We start from the raw sequence: 16,241 nt of genomic DNA on the forward strand, positions 1-16,241 counted from the left end.
CTTTCTGGTTTTATCGAATAATCCGAAGCTTTCCGGTTCTATCGAATAAGCGGTATCTATCACAGAATTTAACACTGTTTTTTCCAAAAGCAGACCCTGCTCAACTGCAAAAAAGGGGAGTCTCATCACTGAAACTCCCCTCGAACTTATTTATTCATATGTGCAAGAAAGCCGCCAAGAAGAGTATCCAGGTCTTCTTCGCTTTCCTCTTCAGTTTCTTCTTGCTGTTCCTGTTTAGCTTTGTCCCAATCAAAGTCAAGCAGATCATCTTCAATATCCGTCAGATCATCTTCAGATACCTGGTCTTCCTCTAAAGCCGCGGCTGCCGAATCATACTCATTCACAGCAGGCCTCGGCTCCTCCTGCAGATATAGAGCTTCATCTATATCAGAAGAGCGGCTGTTCAAGGACGCCAGCAGGGATGTTGCCCGCACCGGGTCCGTAATCAGCTGATAAATGATGCTGCCGAGCAAGGCTTCTGAGTGCTCATGCTTTAGCCAGTCGCGCTGAACCTTGCTTAGCCCCTTTGGAAGGGGAATGGTGATGGTTTCCCGGTCTTTTGATTGTGAACTGCTGACTCCCTGCATCACAAACTCGGCCATTTTGCTCGAAAAATTCCGCTTTTCGGTTTCCTTGAGCTTTTGCAGATGCTTCAGAATATGATCAGGTGTGTCAGATGGTACACGAAAGGATATGGATTGTCCTCTCTTAATTTCAGAAGAGGAAGCTTTACTCATGAAAAATCACCCTAGTTGGCTTTTACAGGTTTCTTATCCTGGTCTGCCTTATCTTTATTCGTTCTTCTTGAAAAATCAGAGATCAGCTTGTAATAAGCATTTGCCATCATCCAGATGCTTTCCTTTTCATCCTCGAAGAAGTCAATGTTATAGCCATCCAGATTATTATTTAATGTCTTCAGATAATCTTTTAGAACAATAGAACCGCCGCCGACGAAGTAGCAGATCTCCGTCTGGGAGTTTTTCTGCCACACATTGCGGAGCAGGCGGTACTGCTTCTTCGCCAGGTCAAGCAGGATACGGTCTGTAATATCATGCACGCTTGTGCGGCTTCCCTTAACCATAATATGATTGCGGTCATTTTTCTTCGTGATGATTTCCACGACATCTGTGCGGCTGTCGAGCTCAACACCATGCTTCGAACGGATCTCTTCACGGATGGATTCAAGCGCTTCAGACACGCCAAGGTTGAAGCCCTGCGCTTTATCATCATCTACATTGCGGTTTTTAATGACAGCGATATCCGTAGATAATCCGCCGATATCCTGGATTAAAATACGCTTATCAATTAAATCCTTATTAATGATGTTTAAGTTATTATCCATTACAAGGTTAATATAAGCAGCAAATCCTTCAGGATAAACCTTGATTTCTTCAAACTTGATATTAACTTTTTGCCCCTGGTACTTCGGTGTTACAAGGAACTCAACCTGATGGACAGAGCCCAGCAGCTTGGAACGGTAGCCCGCATCCTTGCCTTCCTTCACTTCGCGTAGAGGAAGTCCTGTGCCAAGTGTGTAGTTTGCATCGATCACATTACCTGACTTTTTAAAGCCAGTGGAACCGCCGTTTTGTACAGCATCCAATGCCAAAGCAGTGAAAAGCATAACCAATGTCTGGTCTTCTTCGGATTTGCTGCTGCCTGGATCCAGTTCAGTAGCATTATCGCTTTTTGTTGCCAGGTGACCTACACGGTAAATCGTATTGTTTTCCTTCAGGGCAGGGGAGTGAACTCTAATATGTATGCCTTCAAGCGGATTTTTGCTGTCAAGTTCTTCAATCCCGATAACCGGCCGGTCCTCAACATCTCTCGCTATTACATTCGGTATGTTTAATTCTGAATCCAATTTCCCAAAGATTGCTTTAATAGAATCGTTTCCTACGTCAACTGCTGCAATTCGTGAATTCGTCAAATCATTCAATCCTTTCATTCTCCATAATATAGAGCTGCTATTTTAAGAGTAATTCAGATTGAGAGATTAATCAATGAGAGGAAACAAAAAGTAATCAAAGCGTAAAAACGTAAACAAAATGTAAACATCTGCCTTCATTGTATACACTTTCCGTATACATGTAAACAAAAGCGCACACATCCTTATACACCAACGTGTACACCTATTTGTATACTTGTTTACATTTTTGAATACATTTGTAAACATTATTGTATACATGTAATCAAATTCGTTTACAAACAGATTCCCTTGGTGTTTTTCTTAAAATTTGATAGTTTAGGAGATAAAATAATACCCTTATCTTCTCTAAGTGAAAAGCACCTGAATTGGATATTATTAAAAAATTTAGAAAATAAACTAAATTAATCTACTTTCTTGGTAAAAACTCCTATAAAATAGGAGTATAACAATAGGAAAAGGAGTTCAGAAAGATGCAAGGCTCCAAAATATTTATGGTTTCGCTTTTTATCATTTCCGTGTGCACTGCTGTTTTCTCAGAGGAAATCAGTGTCGAGAGCTCTGTATATATAAAAGCGCTGGGTATATATCTGCTGTTTGCATGCCTGTATTATCATCTGCGGATTATCAGCAGAAATGGAAATACATCGATCGATTATGGGATTAATTACAGTCTTTCCATTGGACTGTTTACAGGGCCATTAGGGCTGTTGATATTTGAAATTATCTACCGTTTTTGCGTCTATTTTTATAAAAAGCATACAAAAACAGAGGATCCTGATGAATTTTTCCATACGTTCTATAACATTGGTTCCTTTGTAATGAGCAACTCCATCGCATTCTATTTGTTCCATCTGTTATCTCCCCTCATTAAGGGGGTGCCATTCGGTTTTTGGGTCGTCATGCTGATGCTGATCACCGTAACCTCTTTGCTTTCGGATCTATTCCTGATTACTGTTTTTAAACTGACAGGAGATATTAAAACGAAGGTAGAAGCGATTGACTTTATCAAAACAAGAAGTGTGCTGGATATGGGGAAGATTGCCTTCACGAACGGCCTTTTGCTGTTATTCCTGAAGGAGGGAAAATGGGAAATGCTCATAAGCCTGTTTATCCTTAACTACCTTGTGAGCCGCTCGTTTCTGTCGAAATCACAGATGCTGCAGAATAAAATCGAACGTGATAAGTTTGAGCAGATGGCCTATACTGACTTTCTGACTGGTGTGTTTAACCGTGCTTATATGGATAAAAAGATGACGGAGCTTAATCAATCAGATGAAAGCCTTGGTATAGTTGTAGCTGACATTGACAAATTCAAGAGGATAAATGACAGCTATAATCACGCGGTTGGCGACCAGGCAATCAGGCACTTTGCCGATACTTTAAAAAGCTACCTCTCCAAAGATGATTACTTGTTCAGGAGCGGAGGAGAAGAGTTTACGATTATTATAAGATTCAGAACATATGAAGAGTGCCTGAATTTAGCTCAGAAGATACGCAAAGGCGTTGAAAACAGCCCTTTTCAAGCTGATTTTAAAGAGGAGTCCATTTCTATTTCCTACACTGCATCATTTGGCCTTTTTTACTATACAGTAAACGATCTGCTTTCTATTGAAAAAGCTTATGTTTATGCAGACCAACTCCTTCTCCAGTCCAAGGAAATGGGTAAAAACAGGCTATCCAGCAGGGAAGAGCCTGCCTATCCGCACAGACCTGCAGAAGCAGTTCTGACAAACGCATAAGATATTCTCAGCCGCCGGTTTGGGCGGCTTTTTTTTGGGGTTTAATACATTTGTTTTTTATAAAATTAATAATACTATCATTATTCTGAAAAAATAAACTTTGAATGAATTCTCTGGGAAATCTATTTATTCCTCCTTTGAAGCCAATAATAACCATCGTTACATAAAATTTTTTTTGACAATTAGCAACTATGAAAGATATTATAGAATAGCTAAAAGGAGGATGAAACATGTCAGATTTTAACAGGCAGAAAATTGTTGAAAGTGTGCCTCAAAAAGGTTTCTTCGGACATCCTAAAGGCTTGTTCACACTTTTCTTCACCGAATTTTGGGAGCGCTTTTCTTACTATGGAATGAGAGCAATCCTTGTTTTCTATATGTACTACGAGGTTTCAAAAGGCGGATTAGGCCTCGATGAGCCAACAGCTTTAGCAATCATGTCCATTTATGGGTCATTGGTGTATATGTCAGGAATCATCGGCGGATGGATGGCTGACAGATTACTTGGAACATCCAGAGCGGTATTCTATGGCGGAATTTTAATCATGCTCGGCCATATTGCCCTTTCCATTCCTGGAAGCTTGGCTATGTTCTTTGTTTCCATGGTTTTGATTGTTTTAGGTACTGGTTTATTGAAGCCGAATGTATCGAGCGTCGTTGGGGACATTTACAGTCCTGAAGATAACCGCCGCGATGCCGGTTTCAGTATTTTCTATATGGGCATCAACCTTGGCGGATTCCTTGCGCCGTTAATTGTCGGAACAGTTGGAATGAAATATAATTTCCATCTTGGATTCGCCATTGCAGCCGTTGGTATGTTCTTTGGCTTATTGGTGTTTATCTTTACGAAAAAGAAAAATCTTGGATTAGCGGGAACTTATATTTCTAATCCATTATCTGCAAATGAAAAGAAAACAGTTTATACAAGAATCGGCCTGGGTGCTGTTATTATTGCGATTTTAGTTGCTGTCGGCATCCCAACTGGTCTTTTAACATTTGATTCCTTTATTGCACTTGTTGGTATTCTGGGTATCGGCCTCCCGATTATTTACTTTACGATGATGTATCGCAGCCCGAAGACAACCGAAGTGGAACGTTCACGCATCATTGCGTATATTCCATTATTCATTGCATCTGTTATGTTCTGGGCGATCCAGGAGCAGGGCTCAACAATTCTTGCGAATTATGCGGACAAGCGTACACAGCTTGAGTTTATGGGACTTGATATATCACCGGCATGGTTCCAGTCTCTTAACCCATTATTTATTATTTTCTTCGCGCCAGTATTTGCGTGGCTGTGGGTGAAGCTTGGCGACCGCCAGCCTTCAGTGCCGCAGAAATTCTCACTGGGTCTATTGTTTGCCGGTTTATCTTTCATTGTGATTCTGCTTCCTGCTTACCTTGGCGGAACAGATTCTCTAGTAAGCCCATTATGGCTGGTTCTTAGCTACTTCATTGTTGTTCTTGGAGAGCTTTGCTTATCACCTGTTGGACTTTCAGCCACAACCAAATTAGCGCCTGCTGCGTTCTCCGCACAAACGATGAGCCTTTGGTTCCTATCAAATGCGGCAGCACAGGCAATCAATGCACAGATTGTTAAATTCTACACACCTGAAACGGAAATGACGTATTTCGGAGTAATTGGTGCAGTAGCGATCCTGCTATCCATCATCTTATTCTTATTGAGTCCTAAGATTCAAGGATTTATGAAGGGTGTACGATAACTAGAAAAGCGAAGCGCCTTGCTCACCCCCGACAAGCACAAGACGAGCCTCACGGAAAGGCGTTCTTTGCCTTTTTGGGAGGATTGGCTTGTGACCTCGAGGGGGTAGGCGCTGGAGCTAAACAGTTTTTGGAAAAGGAAAAGCCAGAAGAGTTAAGCTCTTCTGGCTTTTTTTGTGCTTGTTTCCCGATATATGTTTGGCCGGTAAATTCGCCAATTTGGCCGGTATTTTCTTAAAATCGGCCGGTAAATCCTCTATTTAGACCGGTAAATGCTTCAGATTGGCCGGTAAACCGCTGCCATCAGCCTCTCCATTCCGCAAGCATCGGCCCCTCTTCACCATAAACAGGGTCCATCTGCGGAATCGGGACATTTTTAATTTCTTCGAGTGCCTGTACACGGTCTGATGGGTCTTTTTTCTTCATATTCGGGCTTGTCCCGCCGGGATAGGCACCCACGACTTTGAAGTCCAGGCTGCTTTCAATCTTCTTATGCCCTGTGCCTGCAGGAAGGAGAATGACGTCGCCCTGGCTGATTTCGAGGCGTTCGCCCTGATCGCCACCGATAAGGACGGTTGCCTGTCCCGCTTTGACCCCCAGTACTTCGTGAGTGTTGGAGTGATAATGGTGGTAATCATACACTCCGCCCGTCCAGCTTCCTGTCCATTGGTGTCTGTTGAAAGCAGCCTCTATTTCGCCGGGCTGTTCCTTAAAAACTGCCTTGTATATGATGACCGGGAGACCTTGATTGTTGGGTATTTGCCCATCATCTTTCAGCAGAATGGTTTGAATCCCGCTATTCATTCAATCCGCTCCTTTCACATCAAAAACTGCTTTGCTTAAACGTATCTCCGCCTTTGATGGTTCCGTTCTGGAATCCTTTGTGAAACCATGACTTCCTTTGCTCTGACGTGCCATGTGTAAAGCTTTCCGGCACGACATAGCCCTGCGCGCGTTTTTGAAGGGTGTCGTCCCCTACTGCCGTGGCTGCATTAAGGGCCTCTTCCAGATCGCCTTCCTCTAAATATCCCATTCCCTGGGCATGGTGAGCCCAAACGCCTGAATAATAGTCGGCCTGCAATTCAAACCGGACGAGATATTTATTAAATTTCTCTTCACTCATCCTCTGGCGGAGCGGCATGATTTCTTCGGTTGTCCCCAGCAGTGTCTGCACATGGTGCCCAACCTCATGGGCGATAACATAAGCCATGGCAAAATCTCCTGGTGCCTGGAATTTCCTTTGCAGTTCATCGTAAAAGCTTAAATCGATATACAGTTTTTGGTCGCCCGGGCAATAGAAGGGCCCCACTGAAGAGGAAGCTGCTCCGCAGGCAGACTGTACGCTGCCTGAGTATAAAACAAGGGTCGGCTCTTTATACTGCAAACCCTGCTCTTCGAATAGTTCCGTCCAGACCTCTTCTGTATCCGCCAGCACAACTGAGACAAAATCAGCAAGCTCTTTTTCATGCTCTGACTCTTCATATGGCACAGATGTACCAGAATCTGATCCCGCCATATTGCCTAACAGCTCACCCGGATCACCTCCGAGGAAGGTAAATAACAATACTATAATAATTCCGCCAAGGCCGCCGCCGATCAGGGTTTTCCCCCCGCCGCCCATGCCTCTCCGGTCTTCCACGTTCGAACTCGCTCTTCTGCCTTTCCACTTCATGATTCAGCCTCCTAATGAAACATCACTTTCATTAGTGTATACCCGAAATAAAGCGATTTATTAACTTATCAGAAACAAAAAAATAAGTGCCTGCTGCTAAAACAGGCACCTTGAGATCCTATCATTTTTTTACCGCGCCAGCCGGATCATAGAGGCTCAGGTCAATATCAACCTCCTGTCCGAGAGCAAGCCTGGCCAGCTGGGCGCCCAGAAACGGCCCTGCAGTAAGCCCTGATGCTCCAAGCCCATTTGCTATGTAAAGCCCTTTGAGACCCGGAATTTGGCCTATTATGGGCAGAAATCCGGGTGTATAGGGACGGAATCCCACCCGTGCTTCTGTAAACGTTCCATCCGATAATCCCGGGGCGATTGCTAAAGCTTTTTCAAAAATATCAGTCAGACCGCTTGCAGTTACTCTTAAATCGTAGCCCATATCATCTTCATGGGTGGCGCCAGTGACGATGCGTCCTCCCTCAAAAGCCAGAATGTATTGATTGTTTGGAGGCATGACAACCGGCCAGCCCGCGGTATCTTCCCCTTCAAGCTGAAGATGGACGATTTGCGCTTTTTGCGGCTTCACATCCAGTTGGATTCCAAGCGGCTCAAAAAGCTCTGCTGCCCACGCTCCGGCCGCTGCAATCACACTTTCCGCTTCATATTGCTTTCCGCTGGCTTTAACAGCTGTAATCTCATCTCCCTGGCACACAAGTTCTGCAGAGCCCTGCACCACTTCCGCACCATGCTTTTCAGCTGCCCGCAGCAGCGCATCCCTCAGTGCGCGGCCACTGACGCGCGCCGCACCGCTTACATGGACAGAGGCATATTCCTTAGCCAATGGGGGAAACAGCCGGGATGTCTGTTCCGGAGACAGATGTGTAATCTCCCCCATTTCAGGAGCATCTCCTCGCCTTTTCATGGCCCGTTCTTCCATTTTTTCCAGCTTTGCAGAATCGGTATGAAGGCTGACGGCGCCTGCCTGCTGATAGCCGGTCTCTGTCTCGCCGTCTTTTTCAAGCTCCCTGATCAGTGTCTGATAATAGGCCGCTCCCCCTTTGGCGAGCGCATACCACGCCTTATTCCGCCGCTGGGACAGCCAGGGGCATATAATTCCGGCCGCTGCATCGGTTGCCTGCCCCGGATCTTTGCGGTCGATAACGGTGACTTTAGCACCTTCCTTAGCCAAATGGTAGGCAGCAGAAGCTCCCAGAATTCCTGCACCAATTACGATATGACTTTTCATAATGACTCCTTTTTGCGATCTGGTTTGCCACTAATTCTACAAGAGTTTGGGGAAAGGTTCAAAAAGAGGGATAGTTTTTTTGGTTCCTGGACGAGTGTTTTAAACTAAAAACTGCATGACAGGCGCAACACCCATCATGCAGTTTCATTAAAACGGCTTATTCGGTTCATAGGTTGGCTGCTGGTTTTGTGCCTGATACTGCTGGCTTTTGGCTGCCGCATCCTGGACGTTTTCTTCAAGAGCAAATTCGGTGTCCATTCCTTTTTTGAATTGGTCAGCCTGGTTTTGGGCTGATACGATTTGCTGTTCTTCTGTTACTTTATTCGGCTGCTTTGGCATCTCTATCTCTCCTTTAATTTAGAAGTATAGCTATAGATTTTCCAAAGCTTCAGGCACTATTCACCTTTTTACAGATCCACCTTCGTTCCGACGCCTTCAAGAATTGCTTTTTCATAAACCGCTGCTGCCACAGCGATGTCAAAATAGGCAATCCCGACTGATTTGAAAAAGGTAATCTCTTCATCGTTTTCCCGGCCAGCAATCATTCCGGATGATAATTGTCCGATTTCACCATGCAGGTCCGAAAAGCTCCAGATGCCTTCGGCGGCAGGAACAATAAAATCACCGGCTTCATCTTTGACTCCTTCTATGGTGTCCACGACGATTTTAGAACTTCGCAGCAGCGTCTCTGCGTCGACTTCCTGCATATGCGGAAGATAGGAGCCTACCCCGTTTATATGCGTCCCCTGCTGGAGGGCCTTTCCAGAGAACACAGGCTTTTCCGAGCGGGTGCTGCAGATGACAATATCCGCCCGGGAAACAGCTTCATCCGCATTTTCCAGGATAGTCACCGCACAATTAAACTCCTTAAACTTGTCAGCAAACTCATGTGCCTTTGCAGCCGTCCGGTTGTAAAGGAAAATTCCCTCTATTTCGCGAACCTCCAAAACAGCCTGAAGCTGTTCTTCAGCCATTGCCCCGCAGCCAATTACGGCCACTGATCTTGCCGATTTTTTCGCGAGATGCTTAGTGGCAATTCCGCTCACCGCCCCGGTCCGGAGCCTTGTCAGGTACGAGGCATTCATGCATGCCAGGTGTTCCCCTGTTTCCGTATCACTTAATAATATGACTCCCTGAGTGGTTTTTTTGCCGACCGCAGGGTTCTCAGGAAAAATGGTGACCACCTTCACAGCCGTTTTTCCGATTGGCGGCAGGGCACTCGGCATATAAAGGGCTGAAGCTTTTTTCTCCGGAAAATCAAGCACGGTTCTATGCGGATTCAGGATTTTCCCTTCCTGATTATGTACCAGTGCGTTTTCAAGATCTTTAATGGCTGATTCCATCGTATAGATGGATTTGATTTCTTTTTCAGATAATAAAAGCATGAACTCTACCTTTCTAAGCTTTATGATTGGTTTGTCCGAAGCCTGTATGGAATGAATTTTCTCCTGTCAGATCAGAATCCAGGTCCTGATTGCTGCGGTCGCGGACGGATGAAATCGCAATTAAAGAGATGGCGGCAGCAAGCATGATGTATAAGGCTACAGGAACATAGGAATTATCATAGGCATTCAGCAGGGCTGTTGCCACAAGAGGAGCTGTTCCTCCTGCCAGTGCTGCCCCTATTTGATAGCCCAGGGTGATGCCGGTATAGCGGACATTCGACTTAAATATTTCAGAAAACATCGTTCCAAGGACAGCGGTGATTGGTGCCCAGATGATGCCGAGGCCCAATATGGTGGCCACAACCAGCAGAACGGCCGAACCCTGGTGAAGAAGCCAGAAGTACGGAAAGGCATAAAGCATCATCAGGACCGTTCCGCCGACATAAAGCTTTTTTCGGCCAATTTTGTCAGACAGTTTTCCCATAATCGGGATCAAAATAGTAGTAATAACCGTTGCAATCGTAACGGCATTCAATGTAACCGTACGCGAGAAGCCAAGCTGTGTGGTCGCATAGGAAACAATAAAGGTTCCGAAGATATAAAATGGTGCGGTCTCCACCACTTTTGCACCGACTGCAATCAATACTTCCTTCCAATGGCTTTGCATCGTTTCCACAAATGGGATCTTGGCAATTTCCCCTTTTTCCTGGGCCTTTTTAAAGGATGGAGTCTCATCAATGCCTTTGCGGATCCATAAGCCAAAAAAGACAAGCAGGGCACTTAGAATGAACGGTACGCGCCATCCCCATGATAAAAAAGCTTCCTCCGGCAATAATGTCATGATAGATAAAGCGAGTGTTCCGAGGAGCATTCCGATAGTGACACCCATTTGCGGAATGCTTCCAAAAAAGCCGCGCCGATTTTTTGGAGCATATTCAACAGCAAGCAGCAATGCACCGCCCCATTCTCCTCCAAGTCCAATTCCTTGTATTAAGCGTAAAAGAATCAGCAGAATCGGTGCTGCCGCGCCTATATTATCGTAGGTAGGCAAAAAGCCCATGAGGACTGTTGCACCGCCCATAAGGGATAATGTGAGGACAAGTGTCTTCTTTCTGCCGATTTTATCCCCTATGTGGCTGAAAATAACCCCGCCCAGCGGACGGATGAAGAAAGCAAGTGCGAAAGAGGCATACGCCAGCATCAAGCCGACAGCCGGATCATCACTGTGAAAAAACATTTGATTAAATACAAGTGCAGCAACCGTTCCGTATAAAAAATAATCAAACCATTCGATGGAACTTCCGATCAGGCTTGCAATCAGGACTTTCTTTTCTAATTTCTTTTCCATTCCATTTCCCCCTCTCTTAACTGTAAAAATGTACAAGTTTATCATAGTTTATATTATTTTGATATTTCAATATATTTTTAAAATTGGATAATAAATAGAACTTATTTACCTGTCCAATCCCTAAGGTGAAAGTATGGGAATGTTTTTGTTATAATCATAATACTTAGATGGAATTTGACTTTAACTGGAGTGAACATGTTGAATACTAAAAAAGCACTGCCTCTTTTATTCGCCGTTATGTTTCTTGTGATGGTTGGGTTTGGAATCATTATTCCTGTCATCCCCTTTTATGCGGAGGAATTAGGGGCATCACCCACTGAACTGGGCCTGTTAATGGCCGTATATTCGCTGATGCAGCTGCTGTTTGCGCCTATGTGGGGGCGCGTTTCCGATAAAATCGGACGCAAGCCTGTCATTATGATCGGAATTTTTGGCCTTGGATTGTCTTTTTTCATGATGGCCCTGTCCACTGAGCTGTGGATGCTGTTTGCAGCCAGAATTATCGGCGGCTTTCTGTCGTCTGCCAATATGCCGACGGTCATGGCTTATGTAGCGGATATTACATCTGAAGAAGACCGCGGAAAAGGGATGGGCATCATTGGTGCTGCAGTGGGCTTAGGCTTTATTTTCGGCCCTGCGATAGGCGGCATCTTTTCCCGGGAAAGTTTGAACCTTCCTTTCTACGCGGCAGGAACTTCTTCGTTTATCACATTCTTCCTTGTCATGCTTGTGCTGAAGGAGTCTCTGTCACCGGAGCAGCGCAGCCAGGGAACAGCTAAGCGTCCGGGTCTGATGACCGCTTTAAGAGGAAACACCGGCATTTTGTTTATCCTTCAGCTGTTTGTTTCACTGTCACTGGCAGGACTGGAAGCAACCTTCGCTTATTTTGCGGCTGAAAAAGCAGGTCTTGGCACCGTTGAGCTAGGCTATATTTTTATGATTATGGGATTTGGAGGAGCCCTTGTGCAGGGCGGTCTGGTAGGACGAATGACGAAAAAGTATGGAGAAGGGGCTGTGATTCAGCTGGGGATCATCGTCTCCGCCATTGGCTTTGGACTGATTCTCCTGGTTGACAGTTTTACGACTGCGGCGATTTTCCTGACGATTTTCGGCATAGGGAACGGATTTATCCGTCCGAGTGTTTCTTCCCTGCTGACAAAGACATCTCAAACTGGACACGGCAGCACGACTGGCCTGCTGTCATCCTTCGATTCCCTGGGACGCATTATCGGCCCGCCGCTCGGAGGATGGCTGTTCACCATCAGCATCGGTGCTCCGTACTTGACTGGAATCCTGCTTTCCGGTTTGGCATTCATAATGTATCGTGTGTATTCTGCCAAGGTAAACAGAACCCGTTCAATTACACCTTAAAAAAAGGAGGCTCATTTTGCCTCCTTTTTCTACTTTTGCAGGATGGTCTGGATGACATGTCCCGTTCCTGTATGGCCTTTTCCTTCTACTCTCTCCTGTTCGCCATAAAAGAAATGAAGGACCTTATAACCCTGTATCCATTGAAGAATATCTGCAGGATGATAGACCATATCCACACTTTTTGGCCCGCCTGTACCATAGCTGAGCTGATCCTCTGAATAAACCTCAAGCATGACAATTCCACCCGTTTTGACAACGGAAACCAGCTTATCAAATACGGTTTTTTGGTCTTTTTTCAGAAAATGGCCGAAAACCATTATAGAAGCGTCATATTCACCGGATGGCACAAAATCATGAATCAGATCCTTCTGCCCTGTTTCCACTCTGACTTGATGGCGCTCAGCCAGCTGCTGTGTTTTGTCTAACCCGCTTTGCGTATAATCCCATGCTGTTACCTTATGCCCCTTTCTTGCCAGGAATACGGCATTTCGGCCTTCTCCCTCGGCAAAGGCAACAACTCGTTTGTGCCCTTCAAGCCGCCACGCCTGCTCCCTGATGAATTCGTTGGGCTCTTCGCCATATAAATAGCCTGCTTGAGAAAACTTTTCTTCCCATAGATTTGCCAATTTAACCACTCCTTTTCCCATAAGGTATTCTAGGAGAGGTTCTGGAAATCCTATTGTATAATGGAAAAAATGCCAGCAAGAGGAGGATAAAAATGAAAGAGCTGACAGCGATGGAAGAGGTGCATCAATTTATTCAAAGCACGGAGCTCGGCCTTATTTATGTGCTTCATGACAGCTGAAGCGTCTGTCATGGCCTGCTTCCTCAGGTTGAGGAAGTGTTGAAGGATTATCCCCGTATCGAAGCACGGCTTGTAAACGCTGGAAAGGTAACCGAAATTGCCGGGTATCTGATGGCCTTTACAGTTCCTGTGATTGCCTTATATCTCGATGGAAGAGAAGTACTAAGGGAAGCCCGGTTCATACCGGTTGAGAAGCTTCGTGATGATTTGAAAAAGATTTATGAAGGGGTTTTTGATGAGTAAAACAGGACTGGCGGTGCTTTTCCGTTCGTGTAACGAAGTGAATTCTAACAATGAATGTGTGAACCAGGCAGCCTATACCTGGTTCACCTTTTAAAAGGGTCCTTCCAAATTTGCAGCCAGCCAGGGCAGCTGTGGAGGATTCAGCGAGTCTCACCTTACGATTTTCGTAATCCCTATGCCCTATATTGACTTGTCATTTCAGACAACGATCTTGCCAGAGTATTGAGCTTCACCCTAATTTTATCCGTTTTCTCCATTTGTTCTGTTTGAATGACGCTGGCAGCAAGCATTTCTTCTGCACTGGCCAATGTTTCCTGTGAAACAGAGGAGAACTGTTCAGCACCCTGTTCAAGCTGCGGCAGCGTTTCTTCCAGGCCTTTCAGCTCCGTTTGCATGGTTTTGAGCTTGCCGCTTACATTAGAAATCTCATTCATCAGCTCGTCCAATGATAATTTGGATTGGCCCGCCATCCCAAGATTGCCTTTGATCTCTGTATGGAGCCGGTCAAATTCCTCTGAAGCCCTGAGAGTTATATTCTCCATACTTCTTATTCCCTGAGTGATATCTTCTGCAGCACCTGCAGATTGCTCTGCCAGTTTCCGGACTTCTCCTGCAACCACAGCAAAGCCTTTCCCTGCCTCTCCTGCCCTGGCAGCCTCGATGGAAGCATTTAAGGATAACAGCCTTGTTTGTTCAGCAATCCCTTTTACCATTCCGACAAGATTTGTAATCGCTAAGGAATGATCTTTGACCTCTTTTATAGTCAGAGTCAATTTTCCAAATTCCGAGCCAAAGTAATGAATGGCATCGATGAGGTCACTGATGCTGTTCCCGCCGCGCCTGGCAGCATCATTCATCACCTCCGAGCTGCGGGTTACACTTTGCATATGTAAAAACATATCTTCGAACCTATCCTTCATTTCTTTAAAACTGGATGCACTATTTTCAGAACTTGCTGCCGTTTGCTCTGCCCCCATTTTCACGAGGTGAATGGCTGATACGAGCTGATGTCCGCTTTCAAGAGCGCTTAAGGATGACCCTTTCAGCTCATTGCCCGTACTCTCCAGCTCCTTCGTTGTACCGGTCAGCTCCCTCAGCAGGCTCCTCATTTGTTCAATCATGCTGTTATAACTTTTCTGGAGAGAAGCAATTTCAGGAATTTCTGTATGAATTTCAAGCGGATTTTGCAGGTTACCTTCCCGGACCTCCCGAATGGTGTTTCTTAAAAGGTTCAAAGGCTTCGTTATTTTTCTGACAAAAAGGCTGATAATGGCTGAGGCAGACAATAAACTGACCACAATCGCTGCAATCATAAAATAACCGATCGCATGCACATCAGACATATACGCCTTTGCCGGGATGAGAACTACATAGACACCGCTAATTTCCTTCATCTCCTGAAAGGCTGCTGTATAATCTGTCCCGTTCATCTCAATATGTAAGACGCCATTTTTCATTGCGCTGATCTTATTGATCACATCCCTTGAAAAAGAGGCATCCGTTTTGCTGCTGACTTTAAAAGGCTTCATCCTATTATCTGCAAGATAGAAAAAATTGGAATCAATCCCATCCGAGTGCAGCTTTTTCTGCTGAGAACGGATACTGGCCTCGAGCTGCTGCATAAAGTACGCATCATCACTGACATACACAAACTTTAAGTTTTCCGCTATGTATCCCATTAATTCTGCTTCTCTTGCCAATCTATCCTCAATTGTTTTGATTGCCATGTCCTTTGTTTTAAGATAGGAACTAACTCCGACTGCCGATATCGATAGCAGCAGCAAGGTAAAAAACAATACCAATAATCTTTTGCCCAGGTTCAGCTTATGGCTGCAGACTGCCGCAAAGTTGTCCAGCTGCTTCTTCATTTCTCCAAAACCCCCATACTAATGACCTATAAGGAAATTATACAGACCGAATGTAAATCCAATGTAAAGATTGGATGAAAAGTAATGTTTTGTAAATTTACAAAGGAACGTAAAGTAGGCTGTTTTAATATATTGGTTAAATCCGAGGCTTTATTTTAAAGAACGGAGGAAGAAGATGACCAACTTTCAATATTTCACCGGTACTATCGTGCAAATCTCTGATTTTAACGAGGAAGGCTGCCTTAAGATGATTTCTGCTGATAACGGAATGGGAGGAACGGTTAATTTTATCGTATCCCCTTCCACTTATGTTTTAGACCAGACCATGCTGTCTACGGGGGACATCATTACTGGATATTATGACGGCAATGCTCCTGTTCCGCTGATATATCCTCCTCAATACCGGGCGCTGGTGATGGTAAAACATACTTCTCAGCAAAATGTGAAAACGGACTTCTTTAATAGCCAGCTAATCAGCAGCGATGGACAGCTGCAATTAAACATCTCACCGTATACCCGGATGGTGCTGACCAATGGGCAGGCCTTTACCGGCAGCCCCGCCAACAGGGACCTGGTTGTGACCTATGGTCCATCTACCAAAAGCATACCTGCCCAGACTACGCCGTATAAGATTGTTGTGTTGTGCTTACCGTCCGCATAGAAATAGCCCCAATCTGTTAAGTGATGGGGGCTTTGGCTGGTTTTGGACAAGGGCGGGTTTGGATTCTGGATGGCGGTTTTCTGTGTTTTGTGTCTGAAGTTGACCCAGGTTCTGACTCTAACTCGCCCTTTCCTGCTTTTTGCGTCCGAAGTTGACCCGGGTTCTGACTCTAACTCGCGCTTTCCTGCTTTTTGTGTCCGAAGTTGACCCAGGTTCTGACTCTAGCTCGCGCTCCACTGCTTTTTGTGTCCGAAGTT

General features: G+C 45.1%; 15 protein-coding genes. 5 read left to right on the forward strand and 10 right to left on the reverse strand.

Annotated features, from left to right (window positions below; all coding sequences use genetic code 11):
• Positions 1-146: 146 nt before the first annotated feature.
• Together CE058_RS23855 and CE058_RS23860 are read right to left on the reverse strand one after the other, a co-directional pair.
• Positions 147-737: a hypothetical protein gene (locus tag CE058_RS23855; RefSeq protein ID WP_048011164.1), complete on the reverse strand. Its 591-nt coding sequence runs from the start codon at positions 735-737 to the stop codon at positions 147-149.
• An 11-nt stretch (positions 738-748) separates the two neighbouring features.
• Entirely contained in the window at positions 749-1,930 is a 1,182-nt protein-coding gene (locus CE058_RS23860; RefSeq protein WP_152539667.1) for a ParM/StbA family protein, read from the reverse strand.
• A gap of 470 nt (positions 1,931-2,400) precedes the next feature.
• On the opposite strand from CE058_RS23860, the gene CE058_RS23865 reads away from it, so the two are divergent.
• Both CE058_RS23865 and CE058_RS23870 read left to right on the forward strand, forming a co-directional pair.
• Entirely contained in the window at positions 2,401-3,669 is a 1,269-nt protein-coding gene (locus tag CE058_RS23865; protein WP_163145257.1) for a GGDEF domain-containing protein, read from the forward strand.
• A 230-nt stretch (positions 3,670-3,899) separates the two neighbouring features.
• The gene (locus CE058_RS23870) at positions 3,900-5,393 is read left to right on the forward strand and encodes a peptide MFS transporter (protein ID WP_048011167.1); all 1,494 of its coding nucleotides are present in this window, start codon (positions 3,900-3,902) and stop codon (positions 5,391-5,393) included.
• A 301-nt stretch (positions 5,394-5,694) separates the two neighbouring features.
• Here CE058_RS23870 and CE058_RS23875 read toward each other — a convergent pair whose 3' ends face one another.
• From CE058_RS23875 to CE058_RS23900, 6 genes are all read right to left on the reverse strand, one after another.
• Positions 5,695-6,195: a cupin domain-containing protein gene (locus CE058_RS23875; RefSeq protein ID WP_048011168.1), complete on the reverse strand. Its 501-nt coding sequence runs from the start codon at positions 6,193-6,195 to the stop codon at positions 5,695-5,697.
• A 19-nt stretch (positions 6,196-6,214) separates the two neighbouring features.
• The gene (ypfJ, locus tag CE058_RS23880) at positions 6,215-7,063 is read right to left on the reverse strand and encodes a KPN_02809 family neutral zinc metallopeptidase (RefSeq protein ID WP_048011169.1); all 849 of its coding nucleotides are present in this window, start codon (positions 7,061-7,063) and stop codon (positions 6,215-6,217) included.
• Between the two features lie 121 nt (positions 7,064-7,184).
• Complete coding sequence (locus tag CE058_RS23885) at positions 7,185-8,303, reverse strand: NAD(P)/FAD-dependent oxidoreductase (RefSeq protein WP_163145258.1); 1,119 nt, start codon at positions 8,301-8,303, stop codon at positions 7,185-7,187.
• Between the two features lie 147 nt (positions 8,304-8,450).
• Positions 8,451-8,642, reverse strand: coding sequence for a hypothetical protein (locus CE058_RS23890; RefSeq protein ID WP_048011171.1), 192 nt, complete (start codon positions 8,640-8,642; stop codon positions 8,451-8,453).
• Positions 8,643-8,710: 68 nt separating this feature from the next.
• Positions 8,711-9,688: an ornithine cyclodeaminase family protein gene (locus tag CE058_RS23895; protein WP_163145259.1), complete on the reverse strand. Its 978-nt coding sequence runs from the start codon at positions 9,686-9,688 to the stop codon at positions 8,711-8,713.
• A 13-nt stretch (positions 9,689-9,701) separates the two neighbouring features.
• Entirely contained in the window at positions 9,702-11,036 is a 1,335-nt protein-coding gene (locus tag CE058_RS23900) for an MFS transporter (RefSeq protein ID WP_163145260.1), read from the reverse strand.
• 198 nt (positions 11,037-11,234) lie between these two features.
• Here CE058_RS23900 and CE058_RS23905 point away from each other — a divergent pair, with 198 nt between their 5' ends.
• The gene (locus CE058_RS23905) at positions 11,235-12,407 is read left to right on the forward strand and encodes an MFS transporter (protein WP_163145261.1); all 1,173 of its coding nucleotides are present in this window, start codon (positions 11,235-11,237) and stop codon (positions 12,405-12,407) included.
• Positions 12,408-12,436: 29 nt separating this feature from the next.
• On the opposite strand, the gene CE058_RS23910 is transcribed toward CE058_RS23905, so the two are convergent.
• Positions 12,437-13,033 carry a class I SAM-dependent methyltransferase gene (locus CE058_RS23910; RefSeq protein WP_163145262.1) on the reverse strand — a complete coding sequence of 199 codons (597 nt, stop codon included), beginning with the start codon at positions 13,031-13,033 and terminating at the stop codon, positions 12,437-12,439.
• A 215-nt stretch (positions 13,034-13,248) separates the two neighbouring features.
• Between CE058_RS23910 and CE058_RS23915 the strand changes: the two genes are divergently transcribed.
• Complete coding sequence (locus CE058_RS23915; protein WP_163145263.1) at positions 13,249-13,455, forward strand: YbbN family protein; 207 nt, start codon at positions 13,249-13,251, stop codon at positions 13,453-13,455.
• Positions 13,456-13,628: 173 nt separating this feature from the next.
• Here the strand turns inward: CE058_RS23915 and CE058_RS23920 are convergent, their stop codons facing one another.
• Entirely contained in the window at positions 13,629-15,323 is a 1,695-nt protein-coding gene (locus CE058_RS23920) for a methyl-accepting chemotaxis protein (protein WP_163145264.1), read from the reverse strand.
• 175 nt (positions 15,324-15,498) lie between these two features.
• On the opposite strand from CE058_RS23920, the gene CE058_RS23925 reads away from it, so the two are divergent.
• A complete protein-coding gene (locus tag CE058_RS23925) occupies positions 15,499-15,984 on the forward strand; it encodes a hypothetical protein (protein ID WP_163145265.1) in 486 nt (161 codons plus the stop codon).
• Positions 15,985-16,241 lie beyond the last annotated feature (257 nt).

The sequence above is a fragment of the Bacillus sp. 22-7 genome (assembly GCF_010628845.1).
GTDB classification, from domain to species: Bacteria; Bacillota; Bacilli; order Bacillales; family Cytobacillaceae; genus Cytobacillus; species Cytobacillus firmus_B.